Annotated in this window: 20 protein-coding genes; 11 read left to right on the forward strand and 9 right to left on the reverse strand. The window is 63.5% G+C overall.

Going from position 1 to position 21,180, the window contains the following annotated elements; genetic code table 11:
* Position 1: 1 nt before the first annotated feature.
* A complete protein-coding gene (gene phoU, locus KBA32_RS03635; RefSeq protein WP_294355437.1) occupies positions 2-703 on the reverse strand; it encodes a phosphate signaling complex protein PhoU in 702 nt (233 codons plus the stop codon).
* 75 nt (positions 704-778) lie between these two features.
* A complete protein-coding gene (gene rpiA / locus KBA32_RS03640) occupies positions 779-1,441 on the reverse strand; it encodes a ribose-5-phosphate isomerase RpiA (protein ID WP_294355441.1) in 663 nt (220 codons plus the stop codon).
* Between the two features lie 140 nt (positions 1,442-1,581).
* Between rpiA and KBA32_RS03645 the strand changes: the two genes are divergently transcribed.
* The 3 genes from KBA32_RS03645 to KBA32_RS03655 all read left to right on the forward strand — a co-directional run bounded on the left by KBA32_RS03645 (position 1,582) and on the right by KBA32_RS03655 (position 4,052).
* Positions 1,582-2,388 (forward strand): UDP-2,3-diacylglucosamine diphosphatase, encoded by an 807-nt coding sequence (locus KBA32_RS03645; protein ID WP_294355444.1) that lies wholly within the window; start codon positions 1,582-1,584, stop codon positions 2,386-2,388.
* Positions 2,376-3,575, forward strand: coding sequence for a glycosyltransferase (locus KBA32_RS03650; protein WP_294355446.1), 1,200 nt, complete (start codon positions 2,376-2,378; stop codon positions 3,573-3,575). The genes KBA32_RS03645 and KBA32_RS03650 overlap by 13 nt, the downstream gene beginning before the upstream one ends.
* A 102-nt stretch (positions 3,576-3,677) precedes the next feature.
* Complete coding sequence (locus KBA32_RS03655) at positions 3,678-4,052, forward strand: diacylglycerol kinase (protein ID WP_294355447.1); 375 nt, start codon at positions 3,678-3,680, stop codon at positions 4,050-4,052.
* 13 nt (positions 4,053-4,065) lie between these two features.
* Here the strand turns inward: KBA32_RS03655 and KBA32_RS03660 are convergent, their stop codons facing one another.
* The 3 genes from KBA32_RS03660 to KBA32_RS03670 form a co-directional block, all read right to left on the reverse strand.
* Positions 4,066-5,697 (reverse strand): diguanylate cyclase, encoded by a 1,632-nt coding sequence (locus tag KBA32_RS03660; RefSeq protein WP_294355449.1) that lies wholly within the window; start codon positions 5,695-5,697, stop codon positions 4,066-4,068.
* 113 nt (positions 5,698-5,810) lie between these two features.
* Positions 5,811-6,662, reverse strand: a complete 852-nt coding sequence (locus KBA32_RS03665) for a class II fructose-bisphosphate aldolase (protein ID WP_294355452.1) — start codon at positions 6,660-6,662, stop codon at positions 5,811-5,813.
* Positions 6,663-7,310, reverse strand: coding sequence for a hypothetical protein (locus tag KBA32_RS03670; protein WP_294355455.1), 648 nt, complete (start codon positions 7,308-7,310; stop codon positions 6,663-6,665).
* 63 nt (positions 7,311-7,373) lie between these two features.
* Here KBA32_RS03670 and KBA32_RS03675 point away from each other — a divergent pair, with 63 nt between their 5' ends.
* The 4 genes from KBA32_RS03675 to KBA32_RS03690 are packed head-to-tail and all read left to right on the forward strand — an operon-like array spanning position 7,374 to position 12,138.
* Positions 7,374-7,697: a hypothetical protein gene (locus tag KBA32_RS03675; protein WP_294355459.1), complete on the forward strand. Its 324-nt coding sequence runs from the start codon at positions 7,374-7,376 to the stop codon at positions 7,695-7,697.
* Positions 7,698-7,707: 10 nt separating this feature from the next.
* On the forward strand, positions 7,708-9,693 hold the full coding sequence (locus KBA32_RS03680; RefSeq protein ID WP_294355462.1) for a TonB-dependent receptor: 1,986 nt from the start codon (positions 7,708-7,710) through the stop codon (positions 9,691-9,693).
* Between the two features lie 46 nt (positions 9,694-9,739).
* The gene (locus KBA32_RS03685; protein ID WP_294355465.1) at positions 9,740-10,261 is read left to right on the forward strand and encodes a YfiR family protein; all 522 of its coding nucleotides are present in this window, start codon (positions 9,740-9,742) and stop codon (positions 10,259-10,261) included.
* Between the two features lie 2 nt (positions 10,262-10,263).
* Positions 10,264-12,138, forward strand: coding sequence for an EAL domain-containing protein (locus tag KBA32_RS03690; protein WP_294355468.1), 1,875 nt, complete (start codon positions 10,264-10,266; stop codon positions 12,136-12,138).
* Positions 12,139-12,159: 21 nt separating this feature from the next.
* On the opposite strand, the gene KBA32_RS03695 is transcribed toward KBA32_RS03690, so the two are convergent.
* Positions 12,160-13,176, reverse strand: coding sequence for a carbohydrate kinase family protein (locus tag KBA32_RS03695; protein WP_294355470.1), 1,017 nt, complete (start codon positions 13,174-13,176; stop codon positions 12,160-12,162).
* A gap of 293 nt (positions 13,177-13,469) precedes the next feature.
* Positions 13,470-14,786: a xylose isomerase gene (gene xylA, locus KBA32_RS03700; protein WP_294355474.1), complete on the reverse strand. Its 1,317-nt coding sequence runs from the start codon at positions 14,784-14,786 to the stop codon at positions 13,470-13,472.
* A 422-nt stretch (positions 14,787-15,208) separates the two neighbouring features.
* On the opposite strand from xylA, the gene KBA32_RS03705 reads away from it, so the two are divergent.
* From KBA32_RS03705 to KBA32_RS03720, 4 genes are all read left to right on the forward strand, one after another.
* Positions 15,209-16,138, forward strand: a complete 930-nt coding sequence (locus KBA32_RS03705) for an AraC family transcriptional regulator (protein ID WP_294355476.1) — start codon at positions 15,209-15,211, stop codon at positions 16,136-16,138.
* Positions 16,139-16,378: 240 nt separating this feature from the next.
* Positions 16,379-17,419 (forward strand): NAD(P)-dependent alcohol dehydrogenase, encoded by a 1,041-nt coding sequence (locus tag KBA32_RS03710; RefSeq protein ID WP_294355479.1) that lies wholly within the window; start codon positions 16,379-16,381, stop codon positions 17,417-17,419.
* Between the two features lie 59 nt (positions 17,420-17,478).
* Entirely contained in the window at positions 17,479-18,141 is a 663-nt protein-coding gene (locus KBA32_RS03715; protein WP_294355482.1) for a nucleoside/nucleotide kinase family protein, read from the forward strand.
* A 104-nt stretch (positions 18,142-18,245) separates the two neighbouring features.
* The gene (locus KBA32_RS03720; RefSeq protein WP_294355484.1) at positions 18,246-19,103 is read left to right on the forward strand and encodes an AraC family transcriptional regulator; all 858 of its coding nucleotides are present in this window, start codon (positions 18,246-18,248) and stop codon (positions 19,101-19,103) included.
* 51 nt (positions 19,104-19,154) lie between these two features.
* Here the strand turns inward: KBA32_RS03720 and ppgK are convergent, their stop codons facing one another.
* Both ppgK and KBA32_RS03730 read right to left on the reverse strand, forming a co-directional pair.
* Complete coding sequence (gene ppgK, locus KBA32_RS03725; RefSeq protein ID WP_294355487.1) at positions 19,155-19,907, reverse strand: polyphosphate--glucose phosphotransferase; 753 nt, start codon at positions 19,905-19,907, stop codon at positions 19,155-19,157.
* Between the two features lie 96 nt (positions 19,908-20,003).
* Positions 20,004-21,104 carry a sugar ABC transporter permease gene (locus tag KBA32_RS03730; protein ID WP_294355490.1) on the reverse strand — a complete coding sequence of 367 codons (1,101 nt, stop codon included), beginning with the start codon at positions 21,102-21,104 and terminating at the stop codon, positions 20,004-20,006.
* Between the last annotated feature and the right edge of the window lie 76 nt (positions 21,105-21,180).

The following is a 21,180-nucleotide window of genomic DNA, read 5'->3' on the forward strand; positions in this document are numbered from 1 at the left end:
GTCAGCCCTCGTCGCTCGCCATGCGTGCCTCGATTTCTGCCGTCGAGGCATGGCGGACATTGAAACCCTTGACCATGTAGATGACGTACTCGCCGATGTTGGTCGCGTGGTCGCCGATGCGCTCGACGGCTTTGGCGATCGACAGGATGTCGAGCGAGCGCGTGATCGTGCGCGGGTCTTCCATCATGTAGGTGATCAGCTGGCGGGCGATCGACTGGTATTCGGCGTTCACCTGGCTGTCGAGGCGCATCGCTTCGGTGACCAGGCTGACGTCGAGTCGGGCGAAGCCGTCGAGCGCCAGGCGCAGCATCCTGAGCGCGATTTCGGCCATGTGGCTGAGTTCGATGTTCAGGTTGCCCGGCTGCTTGGCGAGCGAGATGCCCAGGCGGGCGATCTTGCGCGCCTTGTCGCCGACGCGTTCGATGTCCGAGATCGCTTTCAGCACGGAAACGACCATGCGCAGGTCGATCGCCGTCGGTTGGCGCTTGGCGATCACCTGATTGCACAAGGCGTCGATCTCGATCTCCATCTGGTTGATGCGCTCGTCGTCGCGAATCACCGTCTCGAGCAGCGGCAGATTGCCCGAGTACAGCCCTTCGACCGCCTTGAGCACCTGCTGCTCGGCCATGCCGCCCATTTCCAGGACGCGCGTGCGCAGGCTCTCCAGTTCGAGGTCGAAATTCTTGGAGGTGTGATCGTTCATGCTCCGTGCTCCAGTTGGGGTTCGCATGGTAATTAGAGGCTCCGAAGCATAAACAATCAAGGTTACCGTTTTGTTTCAGTCGGCCGTGTGCGTCTGCACGCCGGTTGGCGTGCCGAGCAGGCAGACGTCGGCCGGACGGCAGGCGAAGAGTCCGTTCGTCACGACGCCGACGATCTGGTTGATGCGCGTTTCCAGATCCTCCGGATCGACGATCTGCAGACCCTGCACGTCAAGGATCAGGTTGCCGTTGTCGGTGACGAAGCCTTCGCGCAGCACCGGCGTTCCGCCGAGCCTGGTCAGTTCGCGCGCCACGTAGGCGCTGGCCATCGGGATCACCTCGACCGGCAGCGGGAAGCGTCCGAGCACGTCGACGAGCTTCGAGCCGTCGGCGATGCAGATGAACTTCTGCGCGACGGCCGAGACGATTTTCTCGCGCGTCAGCGCGCCGCCGCCGCCCTTGATCATGTGCATCTCGGGCGTGATCTCGTCGGCGCCATCGATGTAAACGGGGATGTCGGTCACGTCGTTCAGGTCGAAAACCTTGATGCCGTGGCCTTCCAGCCGGCGCTTGGTGTCTTCCGAGCTGGCCACGGCGCCGGCGATGCGGTCCTTCATCGTCGCCAGCGCTTCGATGAAGAGGCGCGCCGTCGAGCCGGTACCGACGCCGACGATCTTGCCTTCCACTACGTACGCAAGCGCGGCGTTTGCCACGGCCTGCTTGAGTTCGTCCTGAGTCATGCGTTTTTTTCCCTGTGAATGCGTTTGTCGATCGCCGGCCATTCTATCGAAATGGTGCGGCCGACGACAGCCAGGGGGCGGCACGAAAATGTAATGGGAATGTCTTCTCCGCGTAATGCTCGCCACGCAGCATTCGGGCCATGCAGAAAGTCCGCTCGATCTTCCTCTCCGACATTCACCTCGGTACCCGGGCGTGCCAGGCCGATCGTCTGCTTGGCTTCATGCGCAGCTATGCGGCGGAGAACGTCTTCCTCATCGGAGATATCGTCGATTTCTGGTCGATGCGCCGCAACATCGTATGGACCAAGGCCCAGAACACCTTTGTGCAAAAGATCCTGCGGCGCGCGCGGCACGGCGAGCGGGTCGTTTTCATCCCGGGCAATCACGATGAAGCCCTGCGCGACTACCTCGGCATCGCCTTTGGTGACATCCGCGTCGTCGGCGAGCACGTTCACACGCTGGCCGACGGGCGCCGCTTCCTGCTCCTGCATGGCGACGAGTTCGACCAGATCACCCGCCATCACCGCTGGATCGCCATCCTCGGCGATGTGATGTACGACGTGCTGGTGCGCCTCAACTCGATCCTCTCGCTGATCCGCCGCCGCTTCGGCATGACTTGTTACTGGTCGCTCGCCGGTTACGCCAAGCGCCGGGTGAAGCGTGCACTGCAGTTCATCTTCGACTTCGAGGATGCCGCCCTGCGCGCCGCCAGCCAGCGCGGGCTGGACGGAATCATCTGCGGCCATATCCACAGCGCCGTGATCCGCGAAGCGAACGGCCTCACCTACGTCAATTGCGGCGACTGGGTCGACAGCTGCACGGCCATCGTCGAGCACTTCGACGGACGGCTCGAACTCGTCGCCTGGAATGGCGACGACGACAACGACGATGAGGAGGCGCTACCCGTCGTCACCCATCAAATCGAGGAGTTGCAATGCGTGTCGTGATGGTTTCCGACGTTTATTTTCCGCGCGTCAATGGTGTGTCGACGGCGATCCAGACGTATCGGCGGGCCTTGGGCCTGCATGGCGTCGATGTGCGGCTGGTGGCGCCCGAGTACGGCCGCCCGTGCGCCGACGACGGTGATGTGTGGATCACCCGCGTACCTGCGCGTCCGGTCCCCGGCGACCCCGAGGATAGGCTGGTGCGCTGGGGGAGAATGCACGAGACGGTTGAGGCCGTGGTCGAGCAGGGCTGCGACCTCATCCACGTGCAGACACCCTTCGTCGCCCATTACGCGGGTTGTGCCACGGCCAGGCGCTACGGCGTACCGGTGATCGCGACCTACCACACGCTCTTCGAGGAATACCTCAAGCACTACGCGCCGCTCTTGCCGGCCGGCTTGCTGCGCGGGCTGGCGCGGCGTTTCTCGCGCCGCCAGTGCAATGCGCTCGATGCGGTGATCGTCCCGTCGCGCGCCATCGAACACCGCCTCGGCGAGTATGGCGTGACGACGCCGATGCACGTCCTGCCCACCGGCATCTCGCTATCGACGCCGGTCGAGGATGGGCGGGAAACCTTTCGCGAGCGCCACGGCATCGACCCGGCGCGGCCGGTCGCGCTGTTCGTCGGCCGTGTGGCGCACGAAAAGAACATCGACTACCTGCTCGACGTCGTCGACCTCGCGCGCGCCTGGGTGCCGGACATCCTGCTCGTGATTGCCGGCGAGGGTCCGGCGCGCGATTCACTGCGCCGGAGTGTCGCCGAGCGCGGCTTGCAGGCTTGCGTGCAGTTCATCGGCTACATGGATCGCCAGAGCGAACTGCCGGCCTGCTACGCGGCGGCCGATGTGTTCGTCTTCGCCTCGCGTACCGAGACGCAGGGGCTGGTGCTGCTCGAGGCGATGGCGGCCGGCCTGCCCGTCGTCGCGCTCGCCGAAATGGGGACGGTTGACATCCTCGGTGCCGGCCGCGGCGCCGTTGTGCCGGAGGACAATCCCTACGCCTTCGCCCTTGCCGTTGCCGACGTGCTGCGCGACCCGGCGCGGCGCCATGCACTGTCGGCCGATGCGCGGGTCTACGCCGCCGATTGGTCCGATACGGCGCTCGCCGGCCGCATGGCCGAGCTCTACCGCGACATCATCCGCGTACACACCCGGCGGCCGGTCCCCGACTTCAGCTTCTCGCCGCTCTGAGCGTTGTCGACACGCCTGTTTTCGGTAATTCATCCCCACTTAAGGTCGTCCCGCTATACTTGCCGCCTCGATTTCTGGCGAGTGTTTGGCAAGGAGAAGTTCGTGGTCAAAGAAAGCCCGTTCAAGGGGAAAACAGGTCTGCAGCGCGTCTGGCGGGCGTTTCACTATTCGCTCGATGGTTTCCGCGAAGCCTACAAGTGCGAGGATGCGTTCAGGCAGGAGGCGCTGCTCGCGGCGATCCTGATTCCGCTGTCGTTTTTCCTGCCGGTGAGCGGCATCGGGCGGGCGCTGATGATCGCCAGTGTGCTGCTCGTGCTCATCGTCGAGCTGGTGAATTCGGCGATCGAGGCGACGGTCGACCGCGTTTCGCTCGACCGCCACCACCTTTCCAAACGTGCCAAGGACGTCGGCAGCGCCGCGGTCTTTCTCGCGCTGACCAACGTCGTCGCCGTCTGGGCCTGCGTCCTCGTCGGCTGAGCGCCAGCCGGATTCAGCCTGCCGGCGTCGCTTCGACGACGCGGTTGCGGCCGCGGCGTTTGGCTTCGAGCAACGCGTAGTCGGCGGCTTCGGTCAGATTCTCGCCGGTGTCGAAATCCGGGTAGCAGGCAACGCCGGCGCTGAAGGTGGCGTACAGCGCGCCGCTCGGATGCGCGTGCGGCAATGAAGCGAAGTCTTCGCGGATACGGTCGATGACTTCGCGCGCCTTGTCCGGGCTGACGTCGGGCAGCGCCACGAGGAACTCCTCGCCGCCGTAGCGGCCGATCATGTCGGAGGTGCGCAGTCGGCCCTTGAGCAGCCAGGCCAGCCCGCGGATGACCTGGTCGCCGACCGGGTGGCCGTAGGTGTCGTTGATCGACTTGAAGTGGTCGATGTCGATCATGGCAACGGTGAGCGAGTTCGTCCGGGATGCGGTGCTCGTCAGTCCGCTGGCCATCGTCTTCAGCTGCGACTTGGCTGCCGTGTGGTTGAGCAGGCCGGTCAGCCCGTCGATGCGCGTCGAGCGCTGTGTTTCGCGGAAGCGCTCGATCTTGGTCTTGACCACGGCGGCGAGCAGCACTGGGTTGAAGGGCTTGATCAGGAACTGGTCGCCCCCCAGGCGCAAGGCCTCGACCTGCATGCCGACGTCGGTTTCGCCCGAGAGGTAGACGATCGGTAGCGATCTGTAGGCTGCCATCTGGCGTAGCACGCGCGTCGCCTCGACACCGTTGAAGCGCGGCATGTACATGTCCATGAGGATCAGGTCTGGCCGGTAGTGCTTGAGTTCGTCGAGCAGGTTGCCCGGGTCGCGGATGGCACGGCTGTCGATACCGTGTTCGGCCAGCGTGCGCTGGATGAGCGCGACGGCGACGCGCGAGTCCTCGACGACGAGCACGCGGTACTTGTCCGGCTCGTAGTTCTGCACGAGGTCGAGCACGCAATTGAGGACGATCGACGAGTTTTCGTCCTGCGGAATGGTGACGTCGATGCCCGAGCGCAGCAGGGCGACGATCGTCTCGATCGCCGGCAGGGCGCCCAGGTAGATCAGCTGGCTGGTCGTGCAGCAGGCGCGGATGGCGCCGATGCAGGCGTGCTGCGTGCCGCCCGATTGGGCGCCCGGCGCCGGGATGAAGAGAACCGCCAGCGGCAGGTCGCCGGTCGGTGCCGTATCCGACCACGGGATCTCGCGCGTCTGGAAGCCGAAGAAGTCGATCTGCTGGCGCAACGCAGCGGCCATCTCTTTCATCTCCGGTGCGACGACGAGCCAGACCGAGCGCGGCTTGATCCAGTCGAGCGCTGCCGTATCGCGGCTGCGCGCCTCGTCGCGCCGGTCCGGTGCGGCCAGGCGTGAACTGGCGACTGCGCCGAGCAACGTGTCGACCTGCCGTTGCAGTGCCAAGACTTCATGCGGCTCGATCGGGTGCACGCCCGGGTTGCCCAGGCGCGCCAGCGCCGCGTTCTCCAGCCCCTCGCAGATGCGCACCAGACCGTGCAGGCGCATCCGGCTGAAGTGTTCGGCGAGGCTGTTGACTGCCACCGTGAACTCGATGAACAGCTCGAAAAGCCCTTCTTCGACATAGCGCTCCCAGCGCGTTCTGAGTACGTAGAGGCGATCGTCGATTACGTTGGTCTGTACGGAGGACATGGCAGCGCCGGCCGAAAATAATCGGTAATTATCCTTCAATCGACGGGGGTTTTTACAGTCCGGCGCATGATTCGTCCGACGAACGGGCGAAACGCGTGGCGTTGCGGACTCACCTACGCCCGGTCGGCGCTGCCAAAGAGCGTGAAGTAGCGCTGCGCCATGCGCATCACGTCGCCATGTACGGCGGCAATCAGCTTCTGCGGGTCGTATTCCTGCGGATGCGCTTCGAGGTAGTGGCGAAAGCCGTCGTTGTAGGTCTTCTTGAGCGCGGTCGAAATATTCACCTTGGCCGTGCCGTGGGCGATCAGGCGGCGGAACACGTCGTCGGCGAGGCCGCTGCCGCCGTGCAGCACCATCGGCATGCCGGTCGCGGCGACCAGGCGTTCGAGGGCGTCGTAGCGGATCTCCGGCGCGCGCTTGTAAAAGCCGTGCGCCGTGCCGATCGCCGGCGCGTAGCAGTAGATGCCGCTCTCCCTGACGAAGGCGACCTGCTGCGCTTCGTCGATCGGCGCGCCTTCGCGTTCGCTGCCGACGCCGTCCTCGACGCCGGCGACGGCAACGAGTTCGCCTTCGACATGCGCGCCATGGCCCGCTGCAAGCTGGACGATCTCGCGTGTGATGCGAAAGTTCTCCTCGAACGAGTAGCCCGAGCCGTCGAAGAGCACCGAATTCCAGCCGCGGCGCAGGCAATCCTTTGCGATCTCCGGGTCCGGGCAGTGGTCGAGATGCAGGGCGACCGGCACTGATACGCGGCCGGCCATCGCGGAGAACATGTCCTTGACGACCTGGGCGCCCCAGAAACGGATCGTCTTCACCGAGGTCTGGATGATCAACGGCGAGCGTGCGGCGTCCGCCGCCCGGATCAGGCCGTCCATCGTCACGTCGTCGACGGCGTTGAAGGCGACGACGCCATAGCGTTGCTCAAACGCCGGATCGAGAATGTCGGGTAACGAAACGACGGACATCTATTTCTCCTCCTTTGCGGTGGCGAGCAGTGCCGCGGCCTCCGTCGGCGACAGCGACCGCCAGGGCAGCGGAATGAGGCCGGGAACGCGCTGCATGTAGCGCCGGTAAATGTCGCCGTGGAAAGCGGCCAGTTTCTTCTCTTCGAGGTGCGAGCCGACGACGAAGTAGAGCGTAAGCAGCACGGCTGAGACGAGCATCGCGCCGCTCATGTCGCGCGTCCAGATGAGTACGAGGCTGAAGAAGTACCAGGGGTGGCGCACGTGGCGGTGGAGGGGCGAGAGGCGAAACGCCTGCGTGTCCTCAATGCCCTCGGCCGAACCGCGCGGGCCTTGCATCTGCTGCAAACCGAGGAACTCCTTGCCGTCGTAATGGCGCAGGGAAACGGCAAAGCCGCCGAGCGCCGCCAGCGCCAGCCCGTTGGCGAGCCAGGCCTGCCAGCCTTGCCACGCCCACCAGAGCGGGCCGGGGTCGCGCCGCATCTGCCAGAGAATCGGTAGCAGCAGGATCAGCGATACCAGATTGAAAGCCATCCGGTAGAATCGAACGTTGCCCGGATAGTGTCGGGCGAACCAGCGTTTCACGCGGAGCGACGCGAGCGCCGAGTGGATGAGGAAATAGGCCAACCAGAAGAAAACCAACAATTTCATGGGTCGCTTTGAATCTTTCAGTTTTAATGCGTCATCACGCATGATGCCCGCTTGGCTCTGATCATGGCCATGTTTTTTCGCGACGAACTCGCGTGCTTTGTGCAGCGATCCTGCTGCTGCGCGCTGCTCGCTGGCGTCTGCGTCGTGCTCGGCTGCCAGCTGGTTCCTCCGTTTGCCGGCGGCGCCAGGGTCGTTAATTTGTCCGAACTGTGTAAACTGTCGCTAGAAGAGTTGTTGCGCGTGACGGTGATCGAGGATGCGAGGCGGCATTTGCCCTTGCTTTCGCTGATCGATTTGCCGCTCGAAGAATTGTTGGTGATCGACGTGGCTGGCCATCCGCACGCGGTTGGCGCTAAGGTTGAGCCAAATGCGACAACGATCGATTGAAGGGAGCGCCATGAATTCACAACCTTCAGGCCAGCGCGGCAAGCAGGGGCGACAACTTTCAGCCATCGCCCTGGCGCTTGCCGGTGTGTTGTCGCCCCCCGCCGGTGCGGCGGAACTCTCGGAACTGGCGCTTGAAGAGCTGCTCCAGGTCGATGTCGTCAGCGCCTCGCGCTTCGCACAGTCGGCCGAGGAGGCGCCGGCGACGGTCAGCGTCATCGGCGAAGAAGAGCTGCGCAGCCACGGTTATCGCAATCTCGCCGAAGCACTGGTCACGCTGCCCGGCGTCTATTCCAGCTACGACCGCGCGTACACGCTGGTCGGCGTGCGCGGATTCAACCGTCCGGGCGACTACGGCTCGCGCCTGCTGCTCCTGACCGAAGGCGCGCGGCGCAACGATCCGCTGTACGACCAGGCGCTGTTCGGCAACGAGGCGCCAATCGAGGTCGACTGGGTCAAGCGACTCGAATTCGTCGCCGGACCGGCGTCCGCCGTCTACGGCTCGAACGCGCTGTTCGGCACGGTCAATACCGTCATGCTGAACGGCGCCGACGTCGACGGCTATCGCGTTACGCTCGACGGCGGCAGCAACGACAGCGGGCACGTCGGTCTCGTCGCCGGCAAGCGGCTGGAAGGCGACCGCGAGTGGTTCGTCGGCTTCTCGGCCTACAAGTCCGATGGCTCCGACCTCTACTTCCCGGCTTACGACAACGGCGATACCGACGGGCACGCGCGTGGGCTCGACGGCGAGGATTACCAGAAGATTTATGCCAAGTACCGCTGGAGTAACTGGCGGGTGACGGCCAACTGGAGTTCGCGCGACAAGGACATCCCGACAGCGTGGTACGAAACGAATTCTGGCAAGAGCGGAACGAAGACGAAAGACGAAAGCCGCCTGCTCGAACTGCGCTACGACGGCGACGTCAGCAACGGCTGGCAGCCTTCTTTCCGGCTGTTCAACGGCAGCTATAGCTATGACAGCGATTACAACTATGACCCCGATCCGAACGCCCGCGACCGCGCCCGTGCCGACTGGACCGGCACCGAGGCGCAGTTGACCTACACCGGTATCGCGCAGCACAAGGTGGTCGTCGGCGTCGATGCGCAATGGAATACCCGCGTCGAGCAGCAGTATTACGAAGTCGACAGCGGCGACATGATCCTCGATACCAACGACACCTCGCGTACCGTCGGTTTGTACGCACAGGACGAATGGCGCTTCCACCCGCAGTGGCTGCTGAACGCCAGCCTGCGCTACGACAAGCACAGCGATTTCGACGCCGTCACCTCACCGCGCGCGGCGTTGATCTGGCAACCGACGCAGCGGCTGTCGTTGAAAGGAATCGTCGGCAGTTCCTATCGGACGCCGAACGCTTACGAGCGTTTCTACAACGATGCGGGCGCTTCGCAGAACGCCAATCCCGACCTCAAGCCGGAGGAAGTATCCAGCGTCGAGCTTGCGGCCGCGTATCGTTTCGGCCAGAGCGGGCGGGTCGGTCTGAGCGTCTATCGCAACGAGATCACCGACCTGATCGACCAGGTGACCGATGAATCGGGCGTCTCGACCTTCATCAACCAGGACAAGGTGCACGCACGCGGTGCCGAAGTCGAGGCGGAAAACCGCTGGGCCGGCGGCGTCAGCCTGCGCGGCAGCGTCGCCTGGCAGGAAAGCGAGAAGAGCGACGGCAGCGAGCTTGTCGACTCGCCGAACTGGCTGGGCAAGGTCGTTCTCGGCGTGCCCGTCGCCTTCGGCTGGACGGCGAGCGGCGAGGTTCTCGGCGTGGCTGCGCGGAAGGGCGACAACGGCCCGGTACCCGGTTACGGCATCGTCAATCTGTCCGTATTCTCGGCGCCGGCCGCGCGCTTCGGGCAGTTCAGCCTGTCGATCTACAACCTGGGCGACAAGAAGTACGACGATCCGACCAGTTCCTACATGCTGCACGAATCCATCGAACAGAACGGCCGGCAGTTCCGGCTGCGCTGGACGCTGCCGCTCTAGCGCAATGATGAAAACGCCTTTCTCCCGCCGTGGTTTGCGCTCCAGCATGAGCGCGGTGTTCCTGGCCGTTTGCCTGGCGCATCCGCTCGCCGCGCTTGCCCAGATGCAGGCGCCCGAGCCCGACCTCAAGGCGGCGATCATCTCCAACATGCTGCTCTTCGTCGACTGGCCGACCGCCGGCGCGCTGGCGGCGCCCGATGACCAGCTCGTCGTCTGCTACCAGGGACCGAGCCCGGTCGCCGATGCTCTGGTCCGGCTCGACGGCAAGTCGGTGAAGGGCAAGGTGTTGAAGGTGGTACAGGTCGGCAACGGCAAGACCGGCCAGTGCCACGCCTTCTATCTGGCGCCGGGCAATGCGGGCAACCTGGGAGCGATCCTGCCGGACCTCGGCAAGGCGCCGATCTTTGTTGCCGCCGACTCGCCCGAGTACGCCAAATATGGCGTCATGCTGAACCTCGATCTGGCCGGCGGGCGCGTCGTCTTCGACATCGACCTGCGCTCGGCGCAGAAGGCCGGACTGCAGATCAGCTCGAAAGCGCTGCGCCTCGCCCGGCAGGTGATCGAGTAATCATGGTCATCAAACGGCATTCCAGTCGATCAAAGCGCCTGCGCGTGCTGGCCACGGGGCTTGCGGCATTCATCACCGTCGCCTTGTTGATGGCCTACCAGTTCGTCTCCGACCGCAAGCAGCTGGTGGAAGAACTGCGCACCGAGGCGATGATCATCGGCGCCAGCAGTTCGGCGGCGCTCGTCTTCAACGACCAGGCCGCGGCGCGGGAAATTCTAACCATCATCCGCCTTACGCCGCGCATCCTCGGCGGCGCCCTGTACAGTGCCGATGGCCGGTTTTTTGTCGCCGAGAACGACGCGCACGGCGTCTTCCCCGAGAACATCGAGGCCTTCAACCCGAACAATCCGGCCGGGATTGACATCGCCGACGATCCGGAACTGTTCTCCGGCCTGATCCGCGAAGAGGTCTTTCAGGACTCGGTGCGCGTCGGTACGCTGCTCCTGCACGTGACCTACGAGTCGTTGTACTGGCGCCTGCTTGACTACGCCCTCGGCGTCGTGCTGATCATCGCCTTCGGCTTCCTGCTGGCGCACCGCTTTACGCTGACGTTGAGGAAACGCATGGCGTTTACCGAGGGCCAGCTTGAGCACATGGCGCTCTACGACCGCGTCACCGATCTGCACAACCGCCACTATTTCGAGCACGAGCTGCGCAAGGCGATCACGCGCATCAAGCGCGAGGGCAAGGACGGCGCGCTGCTTTATTTCGACGTTGATGACTTCAAGAAGGTGAATGACCTGTGCGGTCACCAGGCCGGCGACGACGTGCTGCGCATGATCGCCGAGCGGCTGAAGAAGACGACGCGCTCGGGTGACATCATCGGCCGCGTCGGCGGCGACGAATTTGCCGCCATCCTGTTTGGCGTCGGCACACCGGAGAATGCTGCGGTCGTCGCCGACAACATGATCCGCGTCATCGCCGAGCCGTTCCCGACCGAGCCGATCGAGAGCCACGTCGGCCTGAGTATCGGCGTAACCATGATCCCGGTCGATAGTGACGATTCCGATACCTTGCTGCGCTGCTCGGACATGGCGATGTACGTCGCCAAGTCCTTGGGCAAGAACCGCTACCAGTTCTTTTCCGAGGAGATCAATAACCGCATCCAGCGCCAGCTGGAGATCGAGGCCGCCCTGCGCGAGGCGCTCAAGGCTGACAGCGCAGGCTTGTGGGTCGCCTACCAGCCACAGGTGTGCGCGAAGACCGGTCGCTTGATGGGCGTCGAAGCGTTGATGCGTTGGGTGCAGGACGACGGCAAGCCGATATCGCCGGCCGACTTCATCCCCGTCGCCGAAAAAACCGGGCTGATCATCGATCTCGGAAAATGGGTGCTGAAGCGCGTTTGCCGCGATCTGGCCGAGTTGCGCAGTCTCGGCATCGAGATTCCGAAGGTCGCGATCAACGTCTCGCCGCGTGAGCTTACGCGCGGCTACAACATCGTCGGCGAGATATGCCAGACGCTGGTGAGCTTTGGCGAGCGCGTCGGGCGCTTTCAGTTCGAGGTGACCGAGAACGCGCTGATGGACGACAACGGCGCGGACGTGCTCGACGCTTTCCGCGACGCCGGCTTCTCGCTGGCGATCGACGATTTCGGTTCGGGCTACTCGTCGCTCGGTTACCTGAAGCGCTTCCAGGTCAGCGCGCTGAAGATCGACCAGCAGTTCGTCCAGCGATTGCCCGACGATGCCGAGGATGCAGCCATTGTCACCGCGGTGATCCAGATGTCGAAGGCGCTCGGCATCACCGTCGTCGCCGAAGGCGTCGAAACCGAGGCGCAGGCGGCTTTCCTCGCCGAACACGGCTGCGACATCCTGCAGGGTTATCTGATCAGCCGCCCGATCGCCCCGCAGCAACTGATCGAATTCATCCGCAAGTAAGCAGATTCAGTCGGCCGGTGCTCAGATCGGTTGCCGCCAGCCCCATTGCCCGGCCAGCGCCAGGCACTCGGCGACGGTGCCGACCGAGGAGGTGGTCGAGATCGAGCGCAGCGCCGAAGCGGACGCGCAGAGGCCGAGCGTGAGGCTGTCGCGGATCGGCCAGCCTTCGTGAATTCCGTAAAGCACACCGGCGGCAAAGGCGTCGCCCGCGCCGTTGGCGCCGACGATGGCTTCCGGCGGTACGTCGAGCGAGGGCTTGGCGATCACTTCGCCGTCGCGCGTGGCGGCGATGCAGCCGCCGGGAAAGTGGATGACGACGAGCTCGAGCGGACCGCGCACGAGCAGCGCGACGGCCGCGCGACGGGCAGCACCGGCCGAGGTGGCGCCGCCGGAGACGACGTCGATGCCGGTCAGCAGGCCGGCCTCGTAGTCGTTGATGATCAGCGTGTCGAGGTGGGCCAGGCAGGGGAGGACGAGGTTCCGGATCTTCTCCGGCGATCCCGAGACCATCTCCAGGTTGGTCCGTATACCGGCGCTTCGTGCACGGCGCAGTACGTTGACCCAGCCGTTCGGGTCGTCGCCGCAAGGGGCGTCCATCAAGGCGTGGACGCCGGGTGCGCCGAGATGCAGGATCTTCGCCGTGCTCTGCGCGAAATCGAAGTGTTCGGGGGTGAGGCGGGCGTTGGCGCCCTGGTGGTGGAAGAAGGTCCGCTTGCCGGTCGCGCGCACGGTCATCACGTCGGTGTGCGAGGTGCCGATGCCGTCGACGACCCGCAAGGCCGTACGGTCGATGCCGCGCGCTGTGCAGGCGGCGGTGAGAAAGCGTCCGGCGTCGTCGTTGCCGACCACGCCGGCGGCCCAGACCGGGAAGCCGGGGGCGAGATGCGCCAGATCGAGCGCCATGTTGTGCGCCGGTCCGCCGCCCTCGAACTCGCGCGCGACGATTTCGGTCAGCGTTTCCTGCTCCGGCCAGCGTTCGATCACGTTGTTGTGGTCAACGAGCCAGCTTCCGCCGCAGATGATGCCTTTTCTTTCCACGTCAGTGGGTCCTTGTTACAAAGCCTATTGGCTGCCGGGTCTGCCAGTCCGGGACACAATCGCATGCTGTTGTCGCGAATCCTGACCGCGACTGAAGGCCTGGTTTCCGTTCGTGGTGAGTCGGTCGAACCACGGTTTGGCATCGCGCCTTCGACAAGCTCAGGGCGAGCGGTGGCATGGGGGCGTCAGCTACTTGCACGAACATCAGCAGGTGAGACTTTTGTACCGCTGAATGAAATCCGGGACTGCTCGCGCAATCCCGGATGACTACCTATGCTGCTTTCAGCCGCGAATTACGCGTAACGGCTGACGATGGTTTCCAGCATTTCCTGACGGCCCGAACGCGGCGTCGGCTCGATGTTCTTCGAGGCGGCCAGATCGGCGACCGCGGCGAGGTCGAGTCCCTTGTCGAGGATCTGCTTGCCCATGCCCTGATCCCAGCCGGCGTAGCGCGCAGCCTTGAACTGGCCGAGCTTGTCGTCCTCGATCATCCTGGCGGCGATCAGGAGGCCGTGGGCCAGCGTATCGACACCGCCGACGTGGGCGTACATCAGATCAAGCGCATCGACGCTCTGGCGGCGCACCTTGGCGTCGAAGTTGAAGCCGCCCTTGGTGAAGCCGCCGGCCTTGAGAACGTGGTAGAGCGACATCGCGACTTCATTGACGTCGTTCGGGAACTGGTCGGTATCCCAGCCGTTCTGCGAGTCGCCGCGGTTGGCGTCGACCGAACCGAAGCAGCCGAGTGCCGTCGACATGGCGATTTCGTGTTCGAAGCTGTGGCCGGCGAGGGTGGCGTGGTTGCATTCGATGTTGACCTGGACTTCCTTCTCCAGACCGTACTGCTTGAGGAAGCCGTAGACCGTCGCGACGTCGAAGTCGTACTGGTGCTTGGACGGCTCCATCGGCTTCGGTTCGATCAGGATCAGGCCGTCGAAGCCGATCTTGTACTTGTGCTCGACGACCATCTGCAGGAAGCGGCCCAGCTGAGCCATTTCGCGCTTGAGGTCGGTGTTGAGCAGCGTCTCGTAGCCTTCACGGCCACCCCACAGCACGTAGGCCGAGCCGTTCAGCTTCTTGGTCGCCTCGAGCGCGTCGCGCACTTGCAGCGCGGCGCAGGCGAACACTTCCGGGTCCGGATTGGTCGCGCCGCCGGCCATGTAGCGCGGGTTGGAGAACAGGTTGGCGGTGCCCCACAGGAGCTTGATGCCGCTTTGTTCCTGCGCCAGCGCGGCCTTGTCGACCATGTGCGCAAACGCCTTCTGGCTGTCGCGCATGTTGCCGAGATCGGGCGCCAGGTCGCGGTCGTGGAAGGCGTAGAACGGCACGCCCAGCTTCTTGATGAAGCTCATCGCTTCTTCGAGTTTGTGCTCGGCCATGGCGACCGGGTCCGAGCCCTTGTGCCACGGACGATCCCAGGTGCCGCCGCCGAACATGTCGGCGCCAGCTGAGCAGAAGGTGTGCCAGTAGGCCACGGAAATGCGCAGATGCTCTTCCATGGTTTTGCCGAGCACGACGCGCTTGGCGTCGTAGTAGCGATAGGCGAGCGGGTCGTTGGTTTCCGGACCGGCGTAACGAACAGGTTCGATTTCCGAGAAATAGTTTGCAGCCATTGTCTGTCTCCTCATTGGTTCAGTTTCCGGGTCGGCGATTCCGGCCGTGATCCCCATCAATAACTCCGTTACCGGGCTTGCGTTGTCACGGCTTGAGGGCGGTTTGTGGCGGCGGCATCAAAATATCATCTTGCCGATCGCCTGGTTGCCTTGGTGCGCAAAATGCGCGTGAAGTCCAAAAACCGCCGGTTCCTGCACAAAAACCGATCTTTCGCCGTAAGTCCTTTAAAATAAAGGCCCGGTGCGTTTTGTCTGGTCGCTGGGGCGACTTCCACGGTACGCACTTTATCGAATGCTTGAGAGACGGTCTGTTATCTTTCAAGCCAAGACTGATACTTTTTTAGCAACATCGTGGTGCGTGGTCGATGCCTCGAAGAAACTGCGGTTTTTCAGGCGATCGCCGGTGCCGGGGAAGGTGAAGGATGCGGATCGTTTTCGAGAAGGTGCCCGACTCCGAGGGCTCGTCGTTCGGCTGCTTCCACGCCGGCGGGCGGGTGTTCGATTGCCCGTATCACATCCATCCCGAGGTCGAGATCCTGCACATCCTGAGCGGCCGTGGCCTGCTCGTCGTTGGCGATTACATCGGGCGCTTCGCGCCGGGCAACCTCTTTCTCCTCGGCAGCGGGTTGCCGCACATGCTGTGCGGCGATCCGGCGACGTCCGATACGAGCGAGCCGACGCACATCCGTTATGCGCAGTTCAAGCGGGAAAACTTCGGCGACGCGTTCTGGCAGATGCCCGAGCAGAAGAAGGTCGCGCAACTCCTGACGCAATCGGCGCGCGGCATCTGTTTCGACGAAGGCAGCACGCCGCGGCTGCTGCCGACGATGGACCGGCTGTGGGAGACCTACGGCGCGCGCCGCCTGTGGAGCCTGATGGAGCTGCTCGAGGAAATGGTGTCGGTCGGCGAGATGCCGGCGCTGGCCAGCGTCGGCTACGCGCCGGTGCTCAACCACCGCGATTCCGAGCGCCTCAACCGCGCCATCCAGTTCATCAACAAGCATCTCTCCGGCGCGTTGCAGCTGAGCGACGTGGCCAACGAGGCGGGGATGTCGACGCAGGCGTTCAGCCGTTTCTTCCACAAGTTCATGGGCATCTCGTTCATCGACTACGTGACCTCGCTGCGCATCAGCCGCGCCTGCCGCTACCTGCTGGAAACCGACAAGACGATCGCCGCGATCTGCTATCTCTGCGGCTTCAACAACCTCTCCAACTTCAACCGGCAGTTCCTACGCTACAAGAATACGACGCCGCGCGAGTTCCGGCGCAGCGGTTCGATCGACAACGCCGACAGCTCGTTCTTCGCCGGCGAACGGCCGGGGGCCGATCTCGGCGTGGTCGCCGTCGCGTAGTCGGCGCCTCGCTTCTCCTGTCCGGTTAAACCGCGACCCGCTGAGCACAAACGCGTCGCTTCGGCGTAATATGCATAGTCTGTTGCATCGCTGTTGCGCAAAATTATCATCAGGCGAGCATGAGAGTGTTATCAGGTGGGAGGTAATCCGATACCGCGCGATCCCAGATTGTTGATTTCTTTCGACTGCGGCGGACGGCTTCCGAATTCAAATCGTTTTTCATTGCATGAGAGGATCATCATGGCCAAGGCTCTGGTTCTGGATAAAACGCTCGATCTCAAACTGCGCGACATCGACGTGCCGCTCGTCGTCGGGCCGCGCGACGTCAAGATCGAGATTCGCAACGTCGGCGTGTGCGGCAGCGATCTGCACTACTTCCTGCACGGGCGCATCGGCCCTTATGTGGTCGAACAGCCGATGATCCTCGGGCACGAGGCATCGGGCGTCGTCGCCGAAGTCGGTGCCGAAGTGACGCACCTGAAGGTCGGTGACCGCGTCTGCATGGAGCCGGGCATTCCCGATTCGAGTTCGCGCGCGACGATGGAAGGCTTGTACAACCTCGATCCGGCGGTGAGCTTCTGGGCGACGCCGCCGATCCACGGCTGCCTGACGCCGCATGTCGTTCACCCCGCCGCCTTCACGTTCAAGATGCCGGACAACGTGAGCTTTGCCGAGGGCGCCTTCGTCGAGCCGCTGGCCATCGGTCTGCAGGCGGCGAAGAAGGCGGCGATCAAGCCCGGTGACGTCGCCGTGGTGATCGGCGCCGGCACGATCGGCGCGATGACCGCTCTGGCCGCACTCGCCGGTGGCGCTTCGCGCGTCATCCTGGCCGACCTGGTGCCCGAGAAGCTGGCGCTGTTCAAGGACGATCCGGCGGTGACGACGGTCAACGTCAAGGAGCAGAGCCTGGCCGACGTCGTCAAGGCGGCGACCAATGGCTGGGGCGCGAACATCGTCTTCGAGGCGAGCGGCGGCGCCAAGGCCTTCGAGCACATCTTCGAACTGCTCTGCCCGGGCGGCTGCGTCGTGCTCGTCGGCATTCCGGTCGACAAGGTGCCGTTCGACATCGTCGCCATCCAGGCGAAGGAAGCGCGCATCGAATCGGTCTTCCGCTACGCCAACATCTTCCCGCGCGCGCTGGCACTGATCAGCTCGGGCAAGATCGACGTGAAGCGCTTTATCTCGCGTGTCTTCCCGTTCGCTCAGGGCGTCGAGGCGTTTGAAGAAGCCGCCAGGGCACGCCCCGGCGATGTAAAAATCCAGATAGCGGTGACGGAATAAGCCGTCGATACTCCGCGCTTCCCTCGAAAACCGTTGGCTCACATAGGTGAAGGATTGTGATGAGTAATGATGTTGCAGTGAGTTCGTCCGCCGTCCCGGCGATTCCCGAAAGCTACCTGGTGCGGTTGCGCGAGATGTTGAAGGCCGGATCGCGCAAGATCATCGGTCTCGTCGGTCCGCCGGGGGCGGGCAAGTCGACCGTCGGACTCGCCTTGCGCGAGACTTTTCGCGATGTCTCGCAGATTGTGCCGATGGACGGCTTCCATCTGGCGAACGTCGAGCTGGCACGCCTGGGGCGCGCGCATCGCAAGGGTGCGCCCGACACCTTCGACAGCGCCGGTTACGTCGATTTGTTGAAGCGCCTGCATTCGCAGGCTGCGGACGAAATCATCTACGCGCCCGAATTCCGGCGCGAGATCGAGGAGCCGATCGCCGGCGCGATCCCGATCTTCCCGGAAACGCAGCTGCTGATCACCGAAGGCAACTATCTGTTGCTCGAAGAGGGGCATTGGCAGAAGGTGCCGACCTATCTCGACGAGATCTGGTACGTCGACGTGGACGACGATCTGCGCATCGGGCGCCTGGCCGACCGGCACGTGCAGTTCGGGCGGACGCGCGACGAGGCGGTCGCCTGGGTCAACAACACCGACGAGCCGAACGCGCGCCTGATCGAGCAGGGCAAGCACCGCGCCCACCTCGTGTTTCGCTGGGACGCCGAATAGCAGGCGGCGCGGCAGCGTGCGCCGCGCCGATTTCCCGGGTTTCTTTCTCTCTTTTCATCAGGATGCAACGGACCACGCCCCCTCCCTGTCGCGAGCACGAACTGTTGCGCGATCCCGATCTCGGCTTCGAGCCGGCCGGTGTCAGCGTCGTGCGCTGCCTTGAGCACGGCTACCCGTGGCCGCTGGAACGTTGGCACTATCACGACGAATACGAGCTGCAACTCATCGTCGAAACACACGGCCGGGCGTTCATCGGCGACTATATCGGGCACTACACGCCGAACCATCTCGTCCTCGTCGGTCCGAAACTGCCGCACAACTGGATTGCGGCCGACGTTTCGAGCGCGGTGCCGGTGCGCAACCTCGTCACCCAGTTTCTCGACGAACCCTTCCGCAAGGGGATGGCGCTTTTCCCCGAACTCACCGACCTGGTGCCGCTGTTCGAGCGCGCGGCGCATGGTATCCAGTTCTTCGGCATCAGTGAAGAAGTGCGTCAGTGTTTCTATCGGGTCAAGGAGAGCCGGGGGCTCGAGCGCTTCGCCGAGTTCACGCGCCTGCTCCTCGTGTTGGCGCGCTGCGAGGACTATCAGTTGCTGTCGACCGTCGGCATGCAGAGCAGCGAGGCCCCGTCGTCGCTGGAGCGGATCAATACCGTCCTCGATTTTCTCAACAAAAACTACGCGCAGGACTTGTCGATGGGCGATCTGTGCGGGCTGGTTGGCATGTCGGAATCGGGTTTTTCACGTTTCTTCCAGCGCACGACGGGGAACACCTTCACGGATTACCTGACGCACCTGCGCATCAGCAAGGCGTGCCAGTTGCTGACGCACACCGACCAGTACGTGAGCAGCGTTTGTCAGGAAGTCGGCTTCCGCAACATCGCCTACTTCAACCGCCGCTTTCTCGAGCTCAAGGGGACGACGCCGACCGAGTTCCGGCGTTCGGCGAGCGCAAAAAAATAGCGCCGCCCGACGTCGATCGGGCAGCGCTATCGTCGTGCTTCGCGAGATTGCTTACTTCTTGCGCGCCAGCGATTCCTCGGCGAACAGGGCGGCACCGACGATGCCCGCCTGGTTCAGGAAACTAGCCGCAACAACGGGCGCTTTGGCGGTGATCATCGGCGAGAACTTGTGCAGCTTCTCGCTGACGCCGCCGCCGAGCACGATCAGATCGGGCCAGAGCAGGCTTTCCATCGTCGTCAGGTAAAGATTGAGGCGCTCGCCCCAGTCCTTCCACTTGAGATCCTTGGTTACGCGTACGGCTTCGGAGGCATAGCGCTCGGCTTCTACACCGTTCGACAGATAGACGTGGCCAAGCTCGGTATTCGGCATCAGATGGCCTTCGCTGAACAGCGCTGTGCCGAGGCCGGTGCCGATGGTGATGATGAGCACGACGCCGGGGTTGTCCTTGCCGGCGCCGAAGCGCATCTCGGCCATGCCGGCGACGTCGGCGTCGTTCGCCATGTAGATCGTCTGGCCGGTTGCCTTGGAGAAATATTCGGCCGCCGCCAGTCCGATGAAGGACTTGTCGACGTTGGCCGCCGTGCGCGCGATACCGTGCTGGATCGCCGCCGGGAAACCCATGCCGATCGGGCCTTTCCACTTGTGCTCGGCGATGACCGTCTTCAGCGTCTTGCCGATCGCTTCCGGCGTGGCCGGGCGCGGCGTTTCGACGCGGGTGCGTTCGCTGATGAGTTCGCCGGTCGTCGTTTCGACGATGGCGGCCTTGATTCCTGTTCCGCCGACATCAATGCCAAGAATTTGCACGATGGTGTCCCTTAAAAAAAGTTCTATAAGCAACTTTGCGTGGCATTCCGTGCGCAGAGGGACGGAATGCACGGTCGATTCTGTCTCTATACCGCGTCAGCGATCGCTGCCGGCGCCCGAAACGACGTCAACCCAGACTGCGAGCAGCAGGATGGAGCCCTTGACGATCATCTGCCAGAAGGTATCGACGCCGAGCATCGACATGCCGTTGTCGAGGCTGGCCATGATCAACGCGCCGATCAGCGCACCATAAACGGTACCGACACCGCCGCGGCTCGACGCGCCGCCGATGTAGCACGAGGCGATTGCGTCCATTTCACCGAGGTTACCGGCCGAAGGCGAACCCGCGGCCAGACGTGCCGTGGTCGTCAGACCGGCAAACGCGCACATCAGCCCGAGGATGCCGAACACCGCCATCTTGATGAAGCGCACGTTGACACCCGAGAGTCGCGTAGCCTCCATGTTCGAACCGATCGAATAGATGCGGCGGCCGAAGACCATCTTGTTGGCCATGTAGCTGAAAATACCCAGAATGATCAGCATTCCCATCACCGGGAACGGGATGCCTTCGTACTGGTTGAGCGTGAAGACAAAGCCGGCGATCATGGCCGCAATCACTACCAGCTTGCCAACTTCCTGCCACATAGGGGCGACAGAAAGATCATGCTGCTTGCGCCCAGCGCGCGTCTTGAAGGCCAGGAATGCGAGCAGGACGAAGAGAACGACGCCAAGGATGTTGCCGAGCGTGACTGGCAGGTAGCCTTGACCAATCAGCACCAGCCCCTGCGACTCGAGCGGAACCGTCGTCCCCTTGGTGATCCCCAGCAGAATTCCGCGGAAAGCAAGGAATCCGGACAGGGTGACGATGAATGCCGGGATGCGCTGATAGGCGACCAGATAGCCGTTCATCAAGCCAATCAGGATCCCGAGCACGATCACCGTCACCACTGTCGCCCACATCGGGAAGTGGTAGGTGTAATCCATGATCGCGGCGATACCGCCGAGCAAGCCCAGCGAGGAGCCGACCGAAAGGTCGATTTCCCCCAGGATGATGATGAACACCATGCCGGAAGCGAGCATGCCGGTGATCGCCATCTGGCGCAGCAGGTTGGAGAAGTTGCGCGGCGTCAGGAAGGCGCCGTCGGACAGCGAGCCGAAGAGCGCCCAGATCACGACGACGGCAAACAGCAGCGTCACTATCTTGTACTGAGTGAAAAATCTTTGAATTTTTTTGGTGGCGGTAGTCATTTGTCTATAACTTTCTCTTCAAGAA

It is taken from the genome of Propionivibrio sp., assembly GCF_017995515.1.
Taxonomy (GTDB): domain Bacteria; phylum Pseudomonadota; class Gammaproteobacteria; order Burkholderiales; family Rhodocyclaceae; genus Propionivibrio.

What these genes read in the sequence shown, in the direction of transcription:
- phoU (WP_294355437.1), bottom strand. Translation starts at nt 703, where the DNA reads ATGAACGATCACACCTCCAAGAATTTCGACCTCGAACTGGAGAGCCTG.
- rpiA (WP_294355441.1), bottom strand. Translation starts at nt 1,441, where the DNA reads ATGACTCAGGACGAACTCAAGCAGGCCGTGGCAAACGCCGCGCTTGCG.
- KBA32_RS03645 (WP_294355444.1), top strand. Translation starts at nt 1,582, where the DNA reads ATGCAGAAAGTCCGCTCGATCTTCCTCTCCGACATTCACCTCGGTACC.
- KBA32_RS03650 (WP_294355446.1), top strand. Translation starts at nt 2,376, where the DNA reads ATGCGTGTCGTGATGGTTTCCGACGTTTATTTTCCGCGCGTCAATGGT.
- KBA32_RS03660 (WP_294355449.1), bottom strand. Translation starts at nt 5,697, where the DNA reads ATGTCCTCCGTACAGACCAACGTAATCGACGATCGCCTCTACGTACTC.
- KBA32_RS03665 (WP_294355452.1), bottom strand. Translation starts at nt 6,662, where the DNA reads ATGTCCGTCGTTTCGTTACCCGACATTCTCGATCCGGCGTTTGAGCAA.
- KBA32_RS03670 (WP_294355455.1), bottom strand. Translation starts at nt 7,310, where the DNA reads ATGAAATTGTTGGTTTTCTTCTGGTTGGCCTATTTCCTCATCCACTCG.
- KBA32_RS03675 (WP_294355459.1), top strand. Translation starts at nt 7,374, where the DNA reads ATGGCCATGTTTTTTCGCGACGAACTCGCGTGCTTTGTGCAGCGATCC.
- KBA32_RS03680 (WP_294355462.1), top strand. Translation starts at nt 7,708, where the DNA reads ATGAATTCACAACCTTCAGGCCAGCGCGGCAAGCAGGGGCGACAACTT.
- KBA32_RS03685 (WP_294355465.1), top strand. Translation starts at nt 9,740, where the DNA reads ATGAGCGCGGTGTTCCTGGCCGTTTGCCTGGCGCATCCGCTCGCCGCG.
- KBA32_RS03690 (WP_294355468.1), top strand. Translation starts at nt 10,264, where the DNA reads ATGGTCATCAAACGGCATTCCAGTCGATCAAAGCGCCTGCGCGTGCTG.
- xylA (WP_294355474.1), bottom strand. Translation starts at nt 14,786, where the DNA reads ATGGCTGCAAACTATTTCTCGGAAATCGAACCTGTTCGTTACGCCGGT.
- KBA32_RS03705 (WP_294355476.1), top strand. Translation starts at nt 15,209, where the DNA reads ATGCGGATCGTTTTCGAGAAGGTGCCCGACTCCGAGGGCTCGTCGTTC.
- KBA32_RS03710 (WP_294355479.1), top strand. Translation starts at nt 16,379, where the DNA reads ATGGCCAAGGCTCTGGTTCTGGATAAAACGCTCGATCTCAAACTGCGC.
- KBA32_RS03715 (WP_294355482.1), top strand. Translation starts at nt 17,479, where the DNA reads ATGAGTAATGATGTTGCAGTGAGTTCGTCCGCCGTCCCGGCGATTCCC.